At 30.5% G+C, this 20153-nt stretch carries 22 protein-coding genes; 3 read left to right on the top strand and 19 right to left on the bottom strand.

All coding sequences use genetic code 11. The features are described 5' to 3' along the window. Positions 1-191 (bottom strand): hypothetical protein (locus tag JJD95_RS07340; protein ID WP_291641858.1); only part of this gene is annotated, 191 nt, incomplete at its 3' end. Positions 192-352: 161 nt separating this feature from the next. Between JJD95_RS07340 and JJD95_RS07345 the strand changes: the two genes are divergently transcribed. Beyond that, on the top strand, positions 353-562 hold the full coding sequence (locus JJD95_RS07345; RefSeq protein ID WP_291641859.1) for a hypothetical protein: 210 nt from the start codon (positions 353-355) through the stop codon (positions 560-562). 208 nt (positions 563-770) lie between these two features. Here JJD95_RS07345 and JJD95_RS07350 read toward each other — a convergent pair whose 3' ends face one another. Further along, complete coding sequence (locus JJD95_RS07350) at positions 771-1973, bottom strand: transposase (RefSeq protein ID WP_291641861.1); 1203 nt, start codon at positions 1971-1973, stop codon at positions 771-773. A gap of 409 nt (positions 1974-2382) precedes the next feature. Between JJD95_RS07350 and JJD95_RS07355 the strand changes: the two genes are divergently transcribed. Together JJD95_RS07355 and JJD95_RS07360 are read left to right on the top strand one after the other, a co-directional pair. Next, positions 2383-2601, top strand: a complete 219-nt coding sequence (locus JJD95_RS07355) for a transposase domain-containing protein (RefSeq protein WP_291641863.1) — start codon at positions 2383-2385, stop codon at positions 2599-2601. After that, the gene (locus JJD95_RS07360; RefSeq protein WP_291641864.1) at positions 2588-2866 is read left to right on the top strand and encodes a hypothetical protein; all 279 of its coding nucleotides are present in this window, start codon (positions 2588-2590) and stop codon (positions 2864-2866) included. The genes JJD95_RS07355 and JJD95_RS07360 overlap by 14 nt, the downstream gene beginning before the upstream one ends. A 447-nt stretch (positions 2867-3313) precedes the next feature. Here JJD95_RS07360 and JJD95_RS07365 read toward each other — a convergent pair whose 3' ends face one another. From JJD95_RS07365 to JJD95_RS07445, 17 genes are all read right to left on the bottom strand, one after another. Then, a complete protein-coding gene (locus tag JJD95_RS07365) occupies positions 3314-4210 on the bottom strand; it encodes a glycosyltransferase family 2 protein (RefSeq protein ID WP_291641866.1) in 897 nt (298 codons plus the stop codon). Between the two features lie 16 nt (positions 4211-4226). Continuing rightward, a complete protein-coding gene (locus JJD95_RS07370) occupies positions 4227-5159 on the bottom strand; it encodes a glycosyltransferase (RefSeq protein WP_291641867.1) in 933 nt (310 codons plus the stop codon). Then, positions 5143-6507 carry an oligosaccharide flippase family protein gene (locus tag JJD95_RS07375; protein ID WP_291641869.1) on the bottom strand — a complete coding sequence of 455 codons (1365 nt, stop codon included), beginning with the start codon at positions 6505-6507 and terminating at the stop codon, positions 5143-5145. The genes JJD95_RS07370 and JJD95_RS07375 overlap by 17 nt, the downstream gene beginning before the upstream one ends. 13 nt (positions 6508-6520) lie before the next feature. After that, positions 6521-7546, bottom strand: coding sequence for a GDP-mannose 4,6-dehydratase (locus tag JJD95_RS07380; RefSeq protein ID WP_291641871.1), 1026 nt, complete (start codon positions 7544-7546; stop codon positions 6521-6523). Positions 7547-7568: 22 nt separating this feature from the next. Then, a complete protein-coding gene (gene rfbH, locus JJD95_RS07385; RefSeq protein ID WP_291641873.1) occupies positions 7569-8897 on the bottom strand; it encodes a lipopolysaccharide biosynthesis protein RfbH in 1329 nt (442 codons plus the stop codon). A 1-nt stretch (position 8898) separates the two neighbouring features. Beyond that, the gene (rfbG, locus tag JJD95_RS07390) at positions 8899-9990 is read right to left on the bottom strand and encodes a CDP-glucose 4,6-dehydratase (RefSeq protein ID WP_291641875.1); all 1092 of its coding nucleotides are present in this window, start codon (positions 9988-9990) and stop codon (positions 8899-8901) included. Beyond that, on the bottom strand, positions 9977-10966 hold the full coding sequence (locus JJD95_RS07395) for an NAD(P)-dependent oxidoreductase (RefSeq protein ID WP_291641934.1): 990 nt from the start codon (positions 10964-10966) through the stop codon (positions 9977-9979). Before JJD95_RS07395 ends, rfbG begins: the two co-directional genes overlap by 14 nt. Further along, positions 10957-11730, bottom strand: coding sequence for a glucose-1-phosphate cytidylyltransferase (gene rfbF, locus JJD95_RS07400; protein ID WP_291641877.1), 774 nt, complete (start codon positions 11728-11730; stop codon positions 10957-10959). The genes JJD95_RS07395 and rfbF overlap by 10 nt, the downstream gene beginning before the upstream one ends. 20 nt (positions 11731-11750) lie before the next feature. Further along, positions 11751-11951 (bottom strand): hypothetical protein, encoded by a 201-nt coding sequence (locus JJD95_RS07405; RefSeq protein ID WP_291641879.1) that lies wholly within the window; start codon positions 11949-11951, stop codon positions 11751-11753. A 368-nt stretch (positions 11952-12319) separates the two neighbouring features. Further along, on the bottom strand, positions 12320-13096 hold the full coding sequence (locus tag JJD95_RS07410) for a glycosyltransferase family 2 protein (protein ID WP_291641881.1): 777 nt from the start codon (positions 13094-13096) through the stop codon (positions 12320-12322). Next, positions 13084-14277 carry a hypothetical protein gene (locus tag JJD95_RS07415; RefSeq protein WP_291641883.1) on the bottom strand — a complete coding sequence of 398 codons (1194 nt, stop codon included), beginning with the start codon at positions 14275-14277 and terminating at the stop codon, positions 13084-13086. Before JJD95_RS07415 ends, JJD95_RS07410 begins: the two co-directional genes overlap by 13 nt. Next, positions 14270-15175 (bottom strand): glycosyltransferase family A protein, encoded by a 906-nt coding sequence (locus JJD95_RS07420; protein WP_291641885.1) that lies wholly within the window; start codon positions 15173-15175, stop codon positions 14270-14272. The genes JJD95_RS07415 and JJD95_RS07420 overlap by 8 nt, the downstream gene beginning before the upstream one ends. A 28-nt stretch (positions 15176-15203) precedes the next feature. Then, positions 15204-16220: a radical SAM protein gene (locus tag JJD95_RS07425; protein ID WP_291641887.1), complete on the bottom strand. Its 1017-nt coding sequence runs from the start codon at positions 16218-16220 to the stop codon at positions 15204-15206. Between the two features lie 55 nt (positions 16221-16275). Continuing rightward, positions 16276-17172, bottom strand: a complete 897-nt coding sequence (locus tag JJD95_RS07430) for an NAD(P)-dependent oxidoreductase (protein ID WP_291641889.1) — start codon at positions 17170-17172, stop codon at positions 16276-16278. 24 nt (positions 17173-17196) lie between these two features. Then, a complete protein-coding gene (locus JJD95_RS07435) occupies positions 17197-17592 on the bottom strand; it encodes an FdtA/QdtA family cupin domain-containing protein (protein ID WP_291641891.1) in 396 nt (131 codons plus the stop codon). 42 nt (positions 17593-17634) lie between these two features. Then, the gene (locus JJD95_RS07440; protein ID WP_291641893.1) at positions 17635-18669 is read right to left on the bottom strand and encodes a Gfo/Idh/MocA family oxidoreductase; all 1035 of its coding nucleotides are present in this window, start codon (positions 18667-18669) and stop codon (positions 17635-17637) included. A gap of 72 nt (positions 18670-18741) precedes the next feature. Then, positions 18742-20133, bottom strand: coding sequence for an NDP-hexose 2,3-dehydratase family protein (locus JJD95_RS07445; protein ID WP_291641895.1), 1392 nt, complete (start codon positions 20131-20133; stop codon positions 18742-18744). Between the last annotated feature and the right edge of the window lie 20 nt (positions 20134-20153).

Here is a 20153-nt window from a genome sequence, read left to right on the forward strand (position 1 = left end):
GTCCAATCACCATTTAGCCTTAAAATCTTTATTCCTTCTTTTACCTCGGCTTCTTTTATCCATTTATATATTGTACCTTTGTTTATTTTTTTATCTAGAGAAACTTTAGTAATACTTTCTTTTTCAGAACCAGTTACTCTTGCAATCACTTCTTTCTTTATTTCTTCAGTGTATCCAATTTTACTCACCATGCTATATTTCTTCTCTCGTAAAGACTATACTGTATTTTTCTCTACGACAAACTACCTTAACACATAGGGTTATTGAGGAAATCGAGCAGTTTGATACCCATGGAAGATACCCATACAGTAGACACGGTCATAAACTTTTCGAAAGGGGAGGTTATCCCTTATTGTCATCGGAATTCAAATCCGTCATTGACTATTACTGTAAAGCAGAAAATCAACATGGCAAGAAGGTTACTACCATTTATACAGAATCTCATAATGCATCTACATTTTTCTTATCCCTCCAGCAAAATGGAATAGATAACCTAGTTAAAATTACAGAAGAAGCCGTGCTTTCCCAGATATTCCGCAAACAGTTTACAATTAAATTGTAAAAATACTCTATAAAAAATTATAAAGGGTATTTTTACTTATAATAACTAATTTACCAAATGGAATTTAAAATAAAGTTTAAAAATGAATATAACTCCCCTTCCCCATAAAATAACCTTTATTCAATTGTAAAATATTTTGTTAGTAAGAAAAGTCATCACTGCTGAGGAGTAAATGAGAATTTACTACACAAAATACAGCATTAACAATTTATTCTGTATCTAAAAAAGCTCTTTCGACAAAGGTATATTTAATTAAAAAACTCAGTATTATTAACTCAAATAGTATTTCTTCTATAAACCACTTTATTGTAGTTTTGCCTTTTGAAAACTGCTGCTTAAAGTTTTTAAATCTCTTAAATAAAAATGCTTGCATCAAATTATAAGCCATGAACATTATGTTTAAAATCGACTCTATAGCTACTGGATCATATTTATAACAATGTCCCAAATTACAGTAGCTTTTAAGTTGATGAAAACATGAATTTTCAATATTCCATCTCAAATGAACAATTTTAAGTATCGTTTTTGGATTCATGTTTTTATTTGTTGTGCCTATAAAAATCTCTCTAAACGAATAATTTTCTTCACCTCGTACAGTGGATTCAATGACTTTTGTAAACTTGTATATTCTTATATCAGTATATTTTTTAGGTATAGTTGAATCCTCTATTTTAGTATCTTTAGACCAATAGGATACGGTTGTTTTTACATTATTCACCTTATATATAAAGCTATCATTGCAAGAATGGTATTGAGCAAAATGCACTATTTCTCTATGAATGCTTCTTGTTTTATCTTCTAATCTTATAACAGCATGTTTTCTTGAATGCAATACAGCCTTGAAAAAGGGGGCAGTAAAATATAGCGAATCACCAACAATAGTATCTATCCACGATGGAAGCTCTTTGAGTAATGTAAGAGCGCCTGTGTGTTCTCCTTCAGATTTGGTTACAATGTGTTCTTTATATGTATTTTTATTTATTTTTATTTTTTCGGATTCAACTTTCAACATGTTTTGTTTAATAATATAATTTATCTCACTGCCAATAACCATTGCTACAACTGTTTTATGAACATAATGATAGCCTGTTTTATTTTTCATAAGTACACAATTGTTACATTTTCTTTTTTCGCCACTATTTATAATATCACTTCCATCAAAGGCATATACTGTATAGCCATCTATAGTTCCTTTTTTAAAAGTTTTATTTTTAGCTAATATAGAATTTATAGTTTGAAAGCTTTTTTCTAAGGCTTCTAGATCCCATTTTGTTAAAGTACGAGCGATTGTATCTATGCTTGGTAATTTTGTTCTTTTAGGAAATAATGGGGTGAAAACACCATAATTAATCATCTTCCCTAATCTATTAAAACTCTCTACCCTAAGTACAAACCCCCAAAATAAAATCATAAAAATCACACCTGTATTTACATCTTGCTTTTCCCTTAAATCCTTTTGATCATATGCTTTTCCCTTAAATCCTTTTGATTCTTGACAATATCATAAAAATGAAATACTCTTTTAATATACTTTAAAAATTTCTTTGATTTTTTGAATTCACTTTCTAATAGTTTTTTCTTTTGTTGGAATTTGAATCTAAAAATAGTAACATCTCCTTTTTTTCGGTGTGCAAACTATATTATAAGGGGATGTTATTTCTTTGTCCATTTTTCACAAAATATGCTAATTTAACTTACAATTACAAAAAAAAATCGGTGAAAAAAGATAAACCCGCTGAAAGTATTGATTTGTAACACTTTCAGCGGGTTTATCTTTATCTCTGCGGAATCTCTGTGCGGGAGCAGATGCGTCAGCTACTGTGTTTAGCATTATAAATACGGCAGCAACCAATAATTTGGATGCTTATAAATATCTTGAATATCTCTTGAGAAAGTTGCCCAATATTAATTTTGCATCAAATCCCTCTGTGCTTTATGAATATTTGCCCTGGGCAGATAAGGTACAACTTGAATGCAGAATAACTACAGCAGAGACAGAAATAACCCAAAAGGAGGACCATTGCAGTGAGTCAGCCTAATATTGACTATATGATGAATATGACAAAAGAGTTTCTTAGTTGTAAAATCGACGATATAGCATATACTCTTGATTTTCCATATGAGCTGGAACAGCGATACAAAAAAATTCATCGAGAAGATGATGATTATTGTGAATTGATATATGAATGTCTTTATGAAGAAGGCATTGCTATATATAATGAGCTATCAGACCCTGAATTTAAGAAACTTATTCGAAAACAGTATAATTACATAAAGAAAATTGCAAAAGAAGAATTTTATTAAAAACAGCTTCACAGAATAATGTGGAGCTGTTTTTTTAGGTAACGGTATGTGTTCCATCTCTTACAAATAATAACACTCCCTTGTTTTTTATTGCTACAATAAAAATTTAAAGGAAGTGCTTTTACCTCCATGGCTATCGCCAAGTTTTTTTCTATTCTTTTCTCAAATTTTCACCACAACTTCAATTCTACTCATCTCGCATCAGCTGTTCCATCTTCGTTTTGCTCCGCATATGTTGTTCACTGAAAATTCACAACCCCCATCGCCCTTGCGAGGCCTGGTCTGGGCTTGCTACTAGGAGATGGCTGGAAGTTAGTTCCTTGCTATTTGACTGTTTCCTTTTGCTTGAGTTTTAAATTTGATTAATTAATATCATTTTCTTTATTTATCTCAATCTTATATGTAAATATTTATTATAAGTTACAAGATTATATTTTATTCAAAGTGTTAAAAAAATAATTTATGAATTACTTTTTTAATTAGAAAAATATAGTTTATACTACTTACAATACTTTTATTTATCTTTTTATACTCTTTATGTTTTAAACTTTTAAGATACATATTAGTTTTAAATTTTTCAATTATCTCTTCATCTTTTTTCTTGTTTAAATAATATAGTCTTGCCCAATCATAATATAACCCTAAATTATTACTACATGTGAAAGAGTCCTTGTGTACTCTAAAGTAACTTCTTGTAGAATAAACAAAACCAATCTTTTTATATTCAAGTAATGGTAATAAAAATAATAATAGATCATTTCCAGCCCCAAATTTATTGAAAATCAAACTATCTTCATTAGGTATCTCCACCATTAAATTTTGAACTACATCTTTTTTTCTAAATATTGCACACCCAGGTGAAACTGGAACATTACCACCAAGTATTGATAACTCTTCAAATATATTAAAATTAAATATTTTATCAACATTAAAAACGTTGAATGCCAATTTTTGTTTATTTTCATAAACTATCCAAGCCGGGCTGTAAACAAATGCTATTTCATTATCCTTGTCTAGAAGCTCAGTTGTCTTTTCGATAAAATCATTATCCATCCAATCATCAGACCATAAAAATTTTATATATTCCCCAGTAGAATATTTTAAACATTCTAACCAATTTCTAACTGGACCAATATTTTCATTATTTTTATAAACACTTATTCTATCATATTTTTTCTCAAATTCTTGACATATTTCATATGTTTTATCTGTACTACAATTATCGACGATTATGATTTCAATGGATTTACAAGTCTGAGCTAAAGCACTTTCGATTGTTTCACTGATTATTTTCTCCCTATTGTATACTGGTATAAGAATACTTGTTTTAATGTTTTGGTCCATAATTATCTCCCATTTCTTAATTTAAATATTTGTGTAATTTTCTACTAACACTTCTTTTAATTAACTTGCCTTTGAGATTTAAATAATAATAATAATTTAAATGTATATCTATTATATTTAATATTTTTTTATACAAATTTATATCAATTTTAAAATTATATATACTATTCACAAATAAAATATACCTATTAACTATTTCATATATTAACTTTTTACTATCTTTTTGGTTCATGATGTTATTTTTTATTAATAATAACCTTAAATTCAAAATAAATCTTGAATTGTCTATTATTGTATCTAAATCCATATTAGTTACTATATTGTCATCATGAAAATTATAGTAAACACTTTGTTTATTTATATATCCTACATTACCATTACACATCAACATTAACCATAATTCTATATCTGAATATAATATAGAATTATTACTAAAAGCATTAATTTTCATTGCCTCTTCTCTTATAAAAACATTGCTAATTACTGGTATGTGATAATTCTTACTCCAAAAATTTCGTAAAAATTCTTTTCCATCAGTAACCTGTTTTAAACTTATATTAGTGCTAACTTGTTGTTTTCTTCCCAATACACAATCTGTTATTACTAAATTTATAGAATTATCTTTAGTAAATAGGTTAATAGCATTTTGTACATATTCATTATCAATGAAATAATCATCGTCACATAAAATTACACAATATTTACCTTTTGATTTCATTAATGCATTTTTCCAATTTAAAATTGGTCCAATATTCCTAAAATTTTTTACATACCTTATTTTAGTATCATTATACTTACTTACTATTTCTTCAGTATTATCGGTTGAACAGTTATCCGAAATAATTATTTCTAAATTACCATAAGTTTGATTCAATGCAGATTTTATACACTTTTCCAAAAAAATTGCTCTGTTGTATGTTGGAATAAGTATGCTAACTAAAGAATCCATTTGTTTTTTCACCTTCTTTTTTATTTAATACATATATAGTTTGAATAGGTCCCAATATTACTCCAGGTAATAAGCAGCATATAGTCCCTAAAATCACCCCTGGATTTCCTAAATTCATATTTTCAGAGAAATAAATAGATAAGGGTATATTTGCTATAGCAGCAATTATTGATACATACATAGATAAATTTAAAAACCCAGCACCATTCAAGAAATATGAATATATATTATTCCACACAGATATAAGTGTGTACAATGCCATACAACCTATTAGATATTTAGGGAAAATTATACTGTCTCCAATCCAAACCTTTAAAATTTTATCTGATAGTAACGCTAAAATCCCAACACATATTACTATAGGAATCATTAATAGGTTTAATTTTTTTAACAACTTTTTAATCCACGCTATATCTCCCTTAAGGTAGGCTTCTGTATAAGCTGACCACAATGGTGTAACAATTATTGTATGCCCAACTATAACCGCACTAAACAACTTTTTTGCGATATTATAAGAAGTTACCTCTGCTGGTCCTAATACTTGAGTTATAATCATGTTATCTGTTGTAAATATTACTACTACTGCAATTTGAATAATAAAGAATCTAATTCCTATACCTAATATATCTTTCACTCTATTTTTTCTTACTAATTTTAGTTCTGGTAATAAATTCTTATGGCGTATGAAAAAATATGTAGTTAAAATCATACTAGAAGTGACCATAGCCAACCCATAGCTTATGCCAATATATACTAAATCACCACTACTTATTTGCTTTAATATTAAAAGATTTATTAATGAAAATAAATTCATTAACAACATACCTATGCCTGTAAAAGCGGATTCTTGTACTGCATGAAAAAGTTGATTACACAGAGATAATACAAAATTAAATAAGAAAAAGCATACTACTATTATAACAAGCTCTATAAATACGCTATTATTAAGTGTATTAGTATTAAATATCTTATTCCAATTTAAACTTGGTATTATAATCATTAATACTATAAATATAAATATTACAATAGCACTTATTGCTGCATAAGCTGTAGATACATATTCTTTAGCACTTTTTATATCATTTTTACTTAATGATTCTGTTAATTTATTTCTCAATCCATTTCCAAGTCCTATATCAAAAAAACTCATCCATGATATTATTGCTAAAAGAGTCATCCACACTCCATATTGTTCTGAATTCAAATAACTAATTGTCATAGGAATAAGTAAGTAACTTATTCCTATGCTTATAGTTTTAAATATAAAACTTAAAGATATATTTGTCTTTACATTTTTACTCCTACTACCACCATCTATTTCTGATATTTTTTGTACTTTAGCCCTCAACTTTTTTTCTCCTTCAGTAAACTGACTTTTCTAACCAGCTTAGCATTCGCTCAATTCCTTCTTCTTTGCTAACCATCGGTTTCCATCCAGTAAATTTTGTTATTTTTTCATTATTAGCAACAAATACTTTTTGATCGCTCTCTCTCCATGGAGTTTCTCTATAATTTAATTTTATATTAAGCCTTTTTTCTAGTAAATTAAAAAGTTCAAGTAATGAAAGGCTGTTTTCTATTCCTCCACCTATATTAAATACTTGTCCTTTTGTTTTTTCTATGTTCTCTATTGCTGCGAAGTAACATTTAACAATATCATCAGCATATAGCACGTCTCTTACTTGTTTACCATTACCTGAAATAGTAAATGATTCTTTAATCATTTCTAACTTAGTTTCAATAGCCTTTTGACAAAACCAACCTATCCAACCTTGATCATAAGTTGCATATTGATGCCCACCATACATTGAAGAATGTCTAAATACCACTGTATTTAACCCATACATTCTATGATAATCTAAAAGGTACTGATCCGCCGCGCCTTTTGAACATCCGTATGGAGAATGAAAATCTAATCCTGTATTTTCATTAAATCCCTGTGGATAATCTTTAAGTTTATATCTTGTACTTGTTTCTTCATATTCTAAATCTTCAAAATCTCCATAAACTTTATTGGTTGATGAGTATGTTACTATAGTTTTAGGTGAATATTTTCTTACAGTTTCAAGTAGATTGTGCGTTCCCATAGTATTTATCTCAAAATCGAGTCGTGGATTTTCAATTGATGTCGTCATTGCAACTTGTCCTGCTAGATGAAATATTACATCTGGTTTTAAATTCTTTATTGCATTTTCCACATCATTATAATTTCTTATATCTCCATGTATATGAGTAAACTCTCCTTGCTCTTTAAGCCAATTTAAGTTTTTTTCTGCTCCATTTCTAAAAAGATTATCGAAGACATATAGTTCTTCTCCTCTTTTCATAACTTCTGCTGCTAAATTACTTCCTACGAAACCGCAGCCACCGGTAATAAGAAACTTCATAAATAAGGACTCCCTTCAACTATTATTTGGTGAAAAATGATTTGAATTGTTCTATAATGTATCCAATCTGTTCATCATCAATTCCTGGCCAAACTCCTATCCAAAATGTATTATTCATAACTATATCCGTATTAGTTAAATCCCCAACTACTCTATAGCTAACTTCATTTTCCGTAAATAAAGGCTGTTTTAATATATTTCCTGCAAACAATAATCTTGTTCCTATTTTTCTTTCTTCTAAAAACTTTACAAGGCTGTTTCTATCATACTTATCATTTTGCTTAAGAGTTATAGTAAACCCAAACCAACTAGGTTCACTATTTTCCGTAGGTTCTGGCAAAATTAAATATTCTTCAAATTGTTTTAGTCCTTCATAAAGTTTTTCGTAGTTATCTATTCTTTTCTCTATAAACTTAGGTAGTTTTTTAAGTTGTGATACTCCAAGTGCTGCCTGCATATCTGTTACTTTTAAGTTGTATCCAAAGTGAGAGTATACATATTTATGGTCGTATCCAGCAGGTAATTCACCATGCTGTTGAGTAAATCGTTTGCCACATATGTTATCTTTCCCTGGTGGGCATATACAGTCTCTTCCCCAGTCTCTTACTGAACGTATAATATTATGTAATTTAGCATCATTTGTAACAACAGCTCCACCTTCACCCATAGTCATATGGTGTGCTGGATAAAAACTAAATGTGGATATATGTCCAAAGTTTCCCGTATACTTACCATCATATTTTGCACCCAATGCATCACAATTATCTTCTATTACCCACAAATCATGTTTTTCAGCTAGTTCCATAACCTTAGCTAGATTAAATGGATTTCCTAAGGTATGCGCCATAACAATAGCCCTGGTTTTGTCTGATATAGCTTTTTCTAAATCTTCTGCTTTTACATCATAAGTACCAAGTTCTACATCTACAAACACTGGTACAAGGCCACTTTGAATAAGAGGAACCACTGTTGTTGGAAATCCAGCTGCTACAGTTATAACTTCATCCCCAGGCCTTAATCTCTTTTGCCCTAGTTTATGAGATGTAAGGGCAACCACTGCTACCAAGTTTGCGGATGAACCTGAATTTACAAGCGAACAAAATTTTGATCCTATAAATTCAGGAAACTCTTTTTCAAATTCATTTCCATATCTACCTGAAGTAAGCCACATATCAAGAGATGCATCTATTAAATTTGATAAGTCATCTTCATCTACAACCTTACCTGCTGCTGGTATATATGTTTCACCAGCTATAAATTTTTTTCCTGCATTTTTATCTTTATGAAACTGTTTAACTTTATCCAATATTTCGTTTCTTGCAAAATCTTCATTAAATTTTATATCACTCATTTTATTCACTCCACATCAGATTCTGTATTTTTGCTTCTTCTACATATTCCACTATTTGCTTTAAAGTATATTCATACATATTTTCATTTTTATTTCCATAATAATTCTTATACCATTGTATAGTTCTATCTACTGCTTTGTTAACATCATATACTGGATGCCATTTTAAATGAGCCTTTGCCTTACTTATGTCAAGCTTTAATAAATTAGCTTCATGAGGTTGTGCATTTTCTTCCAACTCTATATTTCCTTTGCCCCATGCTTTTATTGAGAGTTTTAGTATACCTTCTACACTTAGCACATCTGTATCCCTAGGTCCAAAATTCCAACCACTATTATATTTCTTTGCATCCTTAAGCATTTCTGAACCAAGCCACAAGTAACCTGACAGAGGTTCTAACACATGCTGCCAAGGTCTTGTTGCAATAGGATTTCTTATAACTATTGATTTTTCTTCTGAAACTGATCTTACAAAGTCAGGAATTAATCTATCTTCTGCCCAATCTCCTCCACCTATTACATTACCTGCCCTTACAGAGGACAATCCTATACCTCTTTCATCATAAAAACTATTTCTATAGGATGAAACAATCAGTTCAGCACATCCTTTACTAGAACTGTATGGGTCGTATCCACCCATAGGATCTGTTTCTCTATATCCGTACACCCATTCTTTGTTTTCATAGCATTTATCAGTTGTAATAACAACTACACCTTTGACGCTACTTGAATTTTTAGCTGCTTCAAGTACATTTACCGTTCCCATAACATTTATTTCATATGTTTCTTTTGGTGACTTATATGATAGTCTTACCAACGGTTGTGCAGCTAGATGAAAGACTATCTCAGGTTTGTACTTTTCAAAAACTTCATTTAATTTTTTTTCTTCTCTTATATCCCCAATTATACTTGTAATCTTCTCATTTAGTTTACATATTTCAAACATTGATGGTTCCGTTGGAGCATCCAAGGAATATCCGATAACCTCTGCTCCAAGATTTTTAAGCCATATTGAAATCCAAGACCCTTTAAAACCAGTATGCCCAGTTACAAGTACTTTTTTACCTTTATATATATTATTAAACTGATTCATTATATTTCCTCCAATTAACTTTATACCATTCATAGGTTCTCTTTAATCCCTGTTGTAAATTGTATTTAGGCTCCCATTTAGTATATTTCTTTATCTTCGAATTGTCTCCTACAAAATGCATAACTTCATTTTTTCTATAAGGAACAGCTCCGAGATTAAATGATTTTAAACTATCATTTGCAATTTCTGCAACTTTAATTGCTAAATCTTTTATTTTAACTTCTTCTCCTGAGCAAACATTATAAGCCTCATAAAGTGGAAGATCTGTTAAAGCTATGGCAATATAAGCTTCTGCTAAATCTTTTATATACAAATAATCTCTTACTTGTTCTCCACTAGTCATTTCCATATTTTCATTTAATATAACTGCTTTCATAAGTTGTGGAACAAATTTATGTAATCCTTCATTTTCTCCAAATATACCAAATGGTCTAACTGTAACTAAGGGAATATTATTCTTTTCAGAATAAGCATTTGCCATAATTACACTAGAGGCTTTGGCTGAACCATACAACGAATGAGGATTTAACTTATCTTCCTCATTTATTTTTTTCCCCTCATTTAATCCATATTCAAAACATGAGCCTGTATTAATTACCTTTTTAGTCTTGTTATCTTTACAAAAATTAAGAACATCCAGTGTGAATTTTATATTACCATCAATAAGTTCATTAACATTTTGCTGTCTATAATCTACCCCATAAGCTGCAAGATGAAAGCATATATCAAATTGAGGTAAAGTCTTCGCAATATCTTCATTATCTAATGCAACTTCGTCAAGCTCTTTATAGTTATGTTTAAACAACTCTTCTACATATATATATTTGATATTTTTTACACCTTTTAATCTCTTATATCCTAAGCTTGAATTCTTTCTTACTAAGGCATATACAATCCAATTTTTTTCCAATAGTTCTTTTATAAGGTTAGATCCAATAAAACCCGTACCACCAGTGACTAATGCTGTTAATCCCATAGTTTCCACGCTGCTTTCCCACTATTCCATAATTCATCTAATTCATTTTTATCTCTTAATGTATCCATAGGTTTCCAAAATCCTTTATGTTTATATGCATTTAGTTTATTTTCTTTAGCTAAATTTTCTAGTGGTTCTTTTTCAAAAACTGTTCTGTCATCTTTAATATAATCAAAAATTTCAGGTTCTAGGACAAAAAAGCCTCCATTTATCCATGCCCCATCACCCGCAGGTTTTTCAATAAAGCTTTTTACATTAGCACTACTGTCTATAGTTAAAGCTCCAAATCTTCCCGAAGGTTGTACTGCTGTTACTGTAGCTATTTTACCATTACTTTTATGTAATTCTAATAATTTGTTTAAATCAACATCTGCTACGCCATCACCATAAGTTAGCATAAACGTTTCATTATCAACATAATCTTTTATTCTTTTTACCCTGCCACCTGTCATTGTGTTTAATCCAGTATCAACAAGGGTTATTTTCCATGGTTCCGCCTTGCTATTATGATACTCAATATCCCCATTTTTTAAATCAACAGTAACATCACTCATATGCATAAAATAATTTGCGAAGTATTCTTTTATAACATATCCTTTATATCCACAACATATAACAAAATCATTTATTCCGTAGTGTGAATAAATATTTAATAAATGCCATAAAATTGGTTTTTCTCCTATCTCAACCATTGGTTTTGGTTTTAAACTTGTTTCCTCACTTAGTCTTGTTCCGAACCCACCTGCTAATATCACTGCTTTCATATTAATTCATCTCCATACTTTTATTTTTTTTCAACGCCTTTGTATGCTTCTTTAATCTCTCCCCTAAGTTCTATTTTATGTTTTAATCCACTACCTTCAAGTTTACTTACATTCAAAAACTTTCTAGGTGTCCCTCTGGTTTTCCATCCAAATTTATTTCCATATTCATTCATATTAAATACACCATTTTCACCGTTTTTTGCTCCTATCCCCTTTTTCATGCTATTATCTAGGTCTTCTTGGATATTTGAAGTGTAATAAAGAGTTGCTACTTGTAATTCACCTCTATTGCTATCGCTAATTTTTTTGTTTCTATTTTCCTAAACCTTTAACTTTTTAACTAACCTTTTTTTCTTCTTTATTTGCATCAAATATCCATTTATATCAGCCTTTCCACTCTTTCGTTCGTAATTTGTTCCTTTGCCCCGTGGACCATTGCTCGAGACTTACCTTTAGCTTTCTAACTTTTCAACCTAATTTCTGCGCTTCTAAATTCGCATCAGATGTTCCATCTTTGCATAGCCTACGCCTTGGTCGTTCACATACTGTTCACTAAAACTTCACAAACCCTGGACGCCTTGCTTCATATTTAATGAAATTTCTCAAACTTGTTTGCTTTTAATTTATTATTAATTTCCTTTTGTTTCTTCCAATTAAACACCAACAGTATCGGAGAATTGAAAATGTTAACTCCATTATTTTTTATAATAAGCTGATCTTCCTTATATATTTTATTGATATTTCTAACATCCTTAGAAATTCCATGATCAGATGAAACTGCAACTATATAATCTAATTTTAAAAATTTATATTTTTTCAAATAAAGTCTTTGAAAAAAATCAAAATCTGCACTTATTTTATAATTGAGGTTAAACTTATATTGTTTTTGCAATTTTGTCTTCACAAAAGCTGCCTGATGATAAAATGGTTTTTTATATTTCAAATACCATGATGCGCGTGTCGTAAACTCACTAATGCCATTACTCGTTTCCCATAATGCTCTCCCATATACTACATTAAAACTACCTAAATCGTTTGAAAAAACTTCTTTCAAAACATTACCATCAAAAAAAATATCATCTGAATTCATAAAATTAATCCAATGACCACGTGCTAATTCCGCACCCTTATTCATGGCATCATAAATCCCCTTATCATGCTCTGAAATCAATTTGACTAAAATCTTTCTTTCTTTAAACAGAGGAATATATCTATTAATAATAGATAATGTATTATCTGTTGATGCTCCATCGATAATTATGTATTCATAATCATTATAATTTTGTTCTAAAATCGATTTGAGTGTTTTTTCAATTGAATCTTGTGCATTATAACAAACAGTTACTATAGATATCATCGCTTCCATAATTTGTTCTCCTTAAATTTATTCACAACATTTGGTAATGTACTCTTCCATTTAGTATTAGTATATATTAGATACCCAAAAAATATAATTGAATAATTATAAAATACATTTGTATATTGGCTTTCAAAAATACTGTATACAGCAAAGATTATTGTTATACATAGTTCTGCATAAAGATTTTCATCCATAAGATAACGACATAGTTTCGTATATAATATTATAAGAATTATAGCCGTAACTAAACCAAAAGAAAGAATAACAAACATATACATATTATCAAATGGGAGTGTTTTGGTTACATCACGTCCAAAAAAATTCAATTTATAAGCTTGCAAATAATTTGCAGCAATTGTAAACCTCCCCGTTGTCCAATAATTTATTTGCATTATTAGAGAATTTTTATTATTATTATTATTACTTACCAAACTAAAAACTAATGAAAGTAAAAACAAGCAGGCATATAAATATGTACATAATAGTTTAATAATTTTTACTTTTAAAATATTAACCTTTAATAATAACCAACGAAATAGCAAAAGCATAACAATACAAAATAACCCTGCTCTTGAAAAAGTTGTTGTATAGAAATAGAAGCTTACTGATATAATTATAATGATTTCAATTGTTTTCAGTCGGTAAAATCTACAATATACATACGAAGATACCAATATATAAAACATCCAATAAAATGTATTAGAATGATGAAACCCATATGCTATACATGTAATCCAAATTCCTGAAGAAGTTCCTTTTGACACACTTGTATTTTCAATAAGTCCCATCTTTAGGAACACAAATAACATGAAAAATAAAATTGCATAAGTATTTCTCAGTAGCTTAACAAATCTAGACGGTTCAATGGATTTTACAGTAATGATTGCAATAATATTAATTAAAAGGTATTCATTTTGTCTACCATTAATAATATATATTATACAAAAAAATAATAATATACCAGCTATTATATACAGTTCGCGTCTTGAATATTTTTTTCTTATAATTTCAAATATAGCAAAACCCAATGCGACCAACAAAAGCGCTGTGAAATATGATTCTACTCCTGAAACCGAAGTCACTTTCAATTGGCGAGAAAACATTCCAATTATCATTAGTACAATAAAAATTGTTTCACCACATAATTGTCTACTACTATCTATGTTATTTATATCCCGTTTATTCATCTTTATATTCTCCAAATTTAATATTAAAAAAATCTATCAGTTTGCCAAATGCAATATCATTTAAATTCCCATCCACATTGATATCCATCAAACTTACATCCTGTGAACGCCTAATTGTAAACCACTCTTTAGTATATAAGTTAACTTTAACTACTTTTTTCTTTTTTATAAGAGAAACTATTTTTAACCATAAATCATCCGTAGTTGGACAAATTTCTTTTATCACTTCATAATTTATGTCGACATTTTCAAAAAATAATGATGGGTATAATACTCCTCCAACTCCTGTAGGTAAAAGATGGTATGATGGTCCCTTAATGCCATCTGGCCTCCATTCTTTATATGGAAGTATATTATAATCATTATCTACTACTATTTCACTTGCACGATAACAACATACACACTCTGGATTCTGATCATGTGTATCAATCAACTTTTCAATCCAATCTTCTGGATAAAGAACATCATCATCTGCCGTAATAATATTATCCTTTGGATAAAGTTTAGCGGTGTAAAATATTTTCTTGTATGATTTTAAATCCTCACAAAATCTAATATCTACCCCAATTTTTTCAAGATTTAAAAGTTTCCTAGGTAAAGATTCTTTATTCTTAAATTGAGATTTCGCTAACCATAATATAACTTTATCTGCTGGGTGTGATTGTCTGAGAATACTCTCTAGACATAAATTAACCTTATCAATCCGAGCCGGAAAAGATGTCAATGAAACTATTACTTCAGGTTGTCCAAATGACTCAGAAAGTTTAGTTGGATGATTCAGTATACAATATATTGGATATATCAAATTTGCAACTCTCCCAAGTACACGATTTTTTAATATCTGTGTTCTATTTGACTTTCCCCATGGTGTTACTAATTTATATAATAAATTTAGCATAATCCTCCTTATATATGTAAATACATACTTATTTATTTTTTGGTTTTAGTATAACCCTATTCTCACTAAGACTATATTTACCACCTTTCAAAAGCTTATGCTTAAAAACCCACCAGCTGGGAATCCAAATGTATTTATGCATAGCCGGAGAAGCACTTCCAATCATCCAGCAGTTTCTATCACATTTTTTTGTGCATTTTCGAACCTCATTAGCTTGTTCGCCATTCCATAGTTCATCCCAAGATTGTTCATGCAAATTGCCCATAACAGCTTTCTTTGCCATTCCATTACATGGAATAACATCACAGAATGGGTCAATGAAAAAAGCATTTTCCGACATATCACAAGGAAGTAATCTTTTATTTCCGTAAATGTAATTAATAAGTCCGTGGTTAAAATAAGCACGAAACCATTTTTTTGGAGAATTACTTTTAAGTAGTTCATTAATCAATTTTTCAAAATTCTGTGCCACATGGTATTTATCAGAAATTTTATTATCTGTTTTTCTAAAATAGAAAGAATTGTGCAACGTAGCCGTTGCAAATTCCATACCCAGATTATTAGATAATTCATACAGAGGAACAAGATCTTCACAGTTCATATCCTGGACTGTCATGCCAAAGCCAACATCAGGATGAGACATTTCCACAAGAGTATTTAATCCAGTATTTGCTCTTTCAAATCCATTTGGAATACCACGAATTGTATCGTTTGTCTTCTGAAGTCCTTCAATGCTAATACGAATACCAATTTTAGGAAATTTTTTACATAGATCGATAATTCTATCAGTAAAATAACCATTAGTAGAAATAACAATACGGTCAGATTTCTTGTACAGTTCTTCTACAATTTCAGAAATATCTGTCCTGATGAAAGGTTCTCCACCTGTAATATTAGTAAAAGCCATCTCTGGTAACTTTTTTATGTCCTCTAATGTAATTTCTTCACTCTGCTTAGTCGGATCTTTATAACAGTCACACATATTACAATGTGCATTACAACGATAAGTAATGATCACAGTTCCATAAAGTGTTCTTTTAGTCATGATTTTTCCCCTCCCTTTACACTATAATTGTACTAACTAACATAAGCTTTATAAATTATCGGCTTAAACACCATTCTTTAAAACATTTTTTGTCTTTAATTTTTAGAATAAGATCTAATTTATCAGAATCAAAAACTGTATCTCCAGACTCAATCTTCAAAGCTACTTCTGGCCATGGGATAAATTCGATCTCTATACCATATTTTCCTGCAATCATTGTAGCCATCTCTAAGAGGCTATAATCTTCGCCACCAATATTAAAAACATCATTTACGCATTTTTCTGAAAGTCCGCCCACAATAAGTTTGTTACACAAATCACCCATATAAGTAAGTGTTCTTCTTACACCACCATCTCCATACAACGTAATATTCTCACCCTTAGTTGCCTTACTCAGCATGAACTCAGCCGTCCCATAAGATGAAGCGTTAGGTATGAGCGTTCCGTAAGGAATACAAATTCTAAAAATACAATACTGAACTCCATACACACGACTATACATTTCAATATACTGTTCGCAAGCATACTTATTAATAGCATAGATCGTCTTGAACTCTTTCTCGGCATCCTCTTTGAGTTTGCCATGCTTTCCTTTAAACACAAGCCTTGTTGAAGGAAATATAATTTTAGCCGCTGATTTCTGTACTCTGTATTCATTTAAAACATTAAGCAATGCTCTTTCATTGATATCTATAAAAACATCTGGGTTATCAAAACCATCAGCGCTGCCTGTTTTTCCAATAAACATAAAAATCACATCGCATTCAAAACTGATATTTTTCACAGCATCTTTGGAAAGAATGTTAATACTCTTGTAATTCTCAAGATTATCAATCTGGCATTCTTTATTATCGTACAAGGATAATTCGTATAATTCCGGTGATTGCATAAGTACATAAATAATGTTTCTTGCGATATAGCTATTAGCTCCTATTATCACTATCTTCTTCATATTATCTCACCCGCTATTCTTTGATTAAATTATGGTTTCACAAAACTCTTTGTAATCTTCATAGTATTGATTTTTTTCATACTGCCTGCTTGCCAAAGCTAGTAGAACAGAATCAGAAGAGAAATTATATGTTTTCATCCATGTCATATGTGGAATATATAACCCCACGTTAGGAGATGACAGTTCGAAAACTACTTTTTTTATTCCATCATCTACTTCAATACTTGATGTACCGTAAACGTTAATTAAAACAAAGTCGGTATTTTTGTTTGCATGATCTGCCCTTGTCGCACCTTTCGGTGTGCTGAAAATGTAAAATACTCTTTTGATTTCAAAAGGAATTTCTTTCATGCCTTCCATAAACACAATACTACCATCTTCTTCATTCACTTGACTGAAATAAATTAATTTACAATCCATAAGTTTTCTCCCAACATTTATACAAAACCTTCTCCAACAGAACTACTTCCTAGCCATTCTCAAAAATTCGTCTATCAACGTAGCCTGCTTAACAAGTACTTGATAGTTTTCTTTTCTTACATCTTTATTCTTTATGCACTCCTGAAATCTCAAAATAGACTTTTCGAAAGTGTCATCAGCAGGAAGTTTTCTAACTTCATCTGTATTTTCTTTTCTTATGCTCATTTGAGGAACAAATCCAACTGGCGCCGTGAAAACTCTCCCTGCAGTCAAAGACCCTTTGCTACCCCATACTTCGAGTTCACATTTATAGTCATTGTCCATACCAAAAGAAATTTGAACTGTAGTTCCTTTATCGTTAACCATCACAGCAGATCCGTATATATCAACTTCAAATTCATCAATATAGTTCAGTTGTGCATATGCAATTCTTGCTGTTTTCCCAAGAAGCATCGATCCGTATTTAATAGTATACCCACCGGCATCCATTAAGGCACCACCACCGAGATCTTTATTATATCTGAAATCATTTGCCGCTCTTCTTGGAAATCCAAAGGAAAGCCTATATACCCTTATTCCACCAATTTCTCCACTCTCAACCAGTTCATTGATTGCTATTAACTGGTCATGGAAAGCAAACATATAGTTCTCATGAAGAGCAAGTCCTTTTTCTTCTGCTAATATAGCCAGCTCTACTGATGTTGCTACGTCAGTTGTGGAAGGTTTTTCAATTAATACATGCTTACCACTTGCAAGAGCAATCTTCGCCCATTTATAATGCAATGACGGAGGAAGCGGAATATAGAGTGCATCAATCTCATCAGAAGTAGCAATTGTTTGATAGCCATCAAAAACTTTACCTCCGTATACTTCGACAAATGATGCTGCTTTATCATGTTCGGCCTTAAGTACACTTTTTCTTACTCCTAGCGGAACATCTAAAGTTTTCTCTCCAAATCTTTCTTCTACGGTACATACAGCAATTCCTACATATTCAAATTCTGTTGTACTTTTTAGTGCTGGCATGAATCTGCGTAACGCGATTTCTGACGGACAAATAACACCTATTCTTATCATTTCACTTTTCCTCTCTATAATAAAAAATTAATTCAACATACTGTAAAAAAACATTACCTTTAAAACAACTGTCTAAATATTCAATAGTGATAATAGGTTCCTCAATTGAATATTTAGACAGTTATTAATCTGAATCATATAATTTAAAGTACTATAATCAACCCAGAAATATCCCTTAGGGAGTTCTCCCAATTCTTTTGCATCAAGTTTCATAATTACATTTCGATTCTGTTCATGATAGAATCGACCGCCTTCTTCTGAAAGCATTACATCTAATAGAATACCTTTCTTGTTTTCAAGATTTTTCCTGAAAACTTTTTCAATAGAATTATCATAATACACGTAGTGTGTAGGATCTAACTGAATACTCGAACCGACTTCCAACATATCAAAAGAACCGATTTCCGACCTAGCTGTTACTAAATATTTTGCTACCCCCTCAATCTCGGTTACAATCAATCCAAACGTTGCCTGGCCGATAGCTTTAAATAACGGCTGCACCCATTGTTGTACCTCTCTTCCAGAAATTGCTATGTCATAATACCTCACCATAAAGTCAGCTTGTTTCTTACATGTTATTCCATATTCATCAATCTTCCAGTCAACCAACTGACTAAGTGGCACCGTGGCTATTTCAATATCTTGAAACATTTTATAATTATTCACATACTGGTATATATCTATTATTGATGAAGCGGGTCTAGTTTTGAATGCTGACTTGAAAAATTCTTTATCAGTAAATAAAGTTTCTATATACGTCATTTCCTTCTCAGTAAACCTTGTAGTCATTAATGGAATACCTGAAAGAACTGTTCGTGTATCCATATTAACAAGGTTATCAATCTCCATCAGCTTCTTGATCTGGCCAAGAGTCATCCACTTGAAGTTTGGATAAACTTCTAAGCTACCTGTAACCTCCATAATCATGTTACGATTTCTTTTTTTATAGAAACGTGAAGCCTGTTCAGACTGAATCTGATCAAAGATAACATTGTACTTCGTAGAACTTTCAAAGTATTCTAAATAACTAGGTAGATTACCTCCATGCGCTCTTGTAAAATTACTTTTTGTAGCCTGAATGGTGGGCGAAATTTGTACACAATTCACGTTTCCCGGTTCTATCTTAGCCTGCATAAGAAAGTTCATTACACCATCAATTTCTTTACATACTATTCCAATATATCCAATTTCAGCCTGTATTATAATCGGCTGCTCAGATATAAATTTTTCATTTTGAAAACGACGCATTCCTTTGATTGAAAAGAAACTCCGTTTACGATTCGAAACTTCCCCATTATAGTCATCATAAAACCAAAAATCACTTTTATATATACTACATTCATTGATATTCACATATGTGGTTCTATTTAGATTTCCAATCCACTCTAAAAGGTCAGATGTAGAGTTTATATTACCTTCCGTATTCGCCCAGGATTCCAAAATTTTAATTAATGTTTTATTCATATTTCTCCCCCTCAAAATTA

Origin of the sequence: Clostridium sp. (assembly GCF_016650035.1) — a bacterium.
Taxonomy (GTDB): Bacteria; Bacillota; Clostridia; order Clostridiales; family Clostridiaceae; genus Clostridium_AD.

Coding starts and splice junctions, on each gene's coding strand:
- JJD95_RS07350 (WP_291641861.1), bottom strand. CDS start 1,973: ATGATTTTATTTTGGGGGTTTGTACTTAGGGTAGAGAGTTTTAATAGA.
- JJD95_RS07365 (WP_291641866.1), bottom strand. CDS start 4,210: ATGGACCAAAACATTAAAACAAGTATTCTTATACCAGTATACAATAGG.
- JJD95_RS07370 (WP_291641867.1), bottom strand. CDS start 5,159: ATGGATTCTTTAGTTAGCATACTTATTCCAACATACAACAGAGCAATT.
- JJD95_RS07380 (WP_291641871.1), bottom strand. CDS start 7,546: ATGAAGTTTCTTATTACCGGTGGCTGCGGTTTCGTAGGAAGTAATTTA.
- rfbH (WP_291641873.1), bottom strand. CDS start 8,897: ATGAGTGATATAAAATTTAATGAAGATTTTGCAAGAAACGAAATATTG.
- rfbG (WP_291641875.1), bottom strand. CDS start 9,990: ATGAATCAGTTTAATAATATATATAAAGGTAAAAAAGTACTTGTAACT.
- JJD95_RS07395 (WP_291641934.1), bottom strand. CDS start 10,966: ATGGGATTAACAGCATTAGTCACTGGTGGTACGGGTTTTATTGGATCT.
- rfbF (WP_291641877.1), bottom strand. CDS start 11,730: ATGAAAGCAGTGATATTAGCAGGTGGGTTCGGAACAAGACTAAGTGAG.
- JJD95_RS07405 (WP_291641879.1), bottom strand. CDS start 11,951: ATGAAAAAGGGGATAGGAGCAAAAAACGGTGAAAATGGTGTATTTAAT.
- JJD95_RS07410 (WP_291641881.1), bottom strand. CDS start 13,096: ATGGAAGCGATGATATCTATAGTAACTGTTTGTTATAATGCACAAGAT.
- JJD95_RS07415 (WP_291641883.1), bottom strand. CDS start 14,277: ATGAATAAACGGGATATAAATAACATAGATAGTAGTAGACAATTATGT.
- JJD95_RS07420 (WP_291641885.1), bottom strand. CDS start 15,175: ATGCTAAATTTATTATATAAATTAGTAACACCATGGGGAAAGTCAAAT.
- JJD95_RS07425 (WP_291641887.1), bottom strand. CDS start 16,220: ATGACTAAAAGAACACTTTATGGAACTGTGATCATTACTTATCGTTGT.
- JJD95_RS07430 (WP_291641889.1), bottom strand. CDS start 17,172: ATGAAGAAGATAGTGATAATAGGAGCTAATAGCTATATCGCAAGAAAC.
- JJD95_RS07435 (WP_291641891.1), bottom strand. CDS start 17,592: ATGGATTGTAAATTAATTTATTTCAGTCAAGTGAATGAAGAAGATGGT.
- JJD95_RS07440 (WP_291641893.1), bottom strand. CDS start 18,669: ATGATAAGAATAGGTGTTATTTGTCCGTCAGAAATCGCGTTACGCAGA.
- JJD95_RS07445 (WP_291641895.1), bottom strand. CDS start 20,133: ATGAATAAAACATTAATTAAAATTTTGGAATCCTGGGCGAATACGGAA.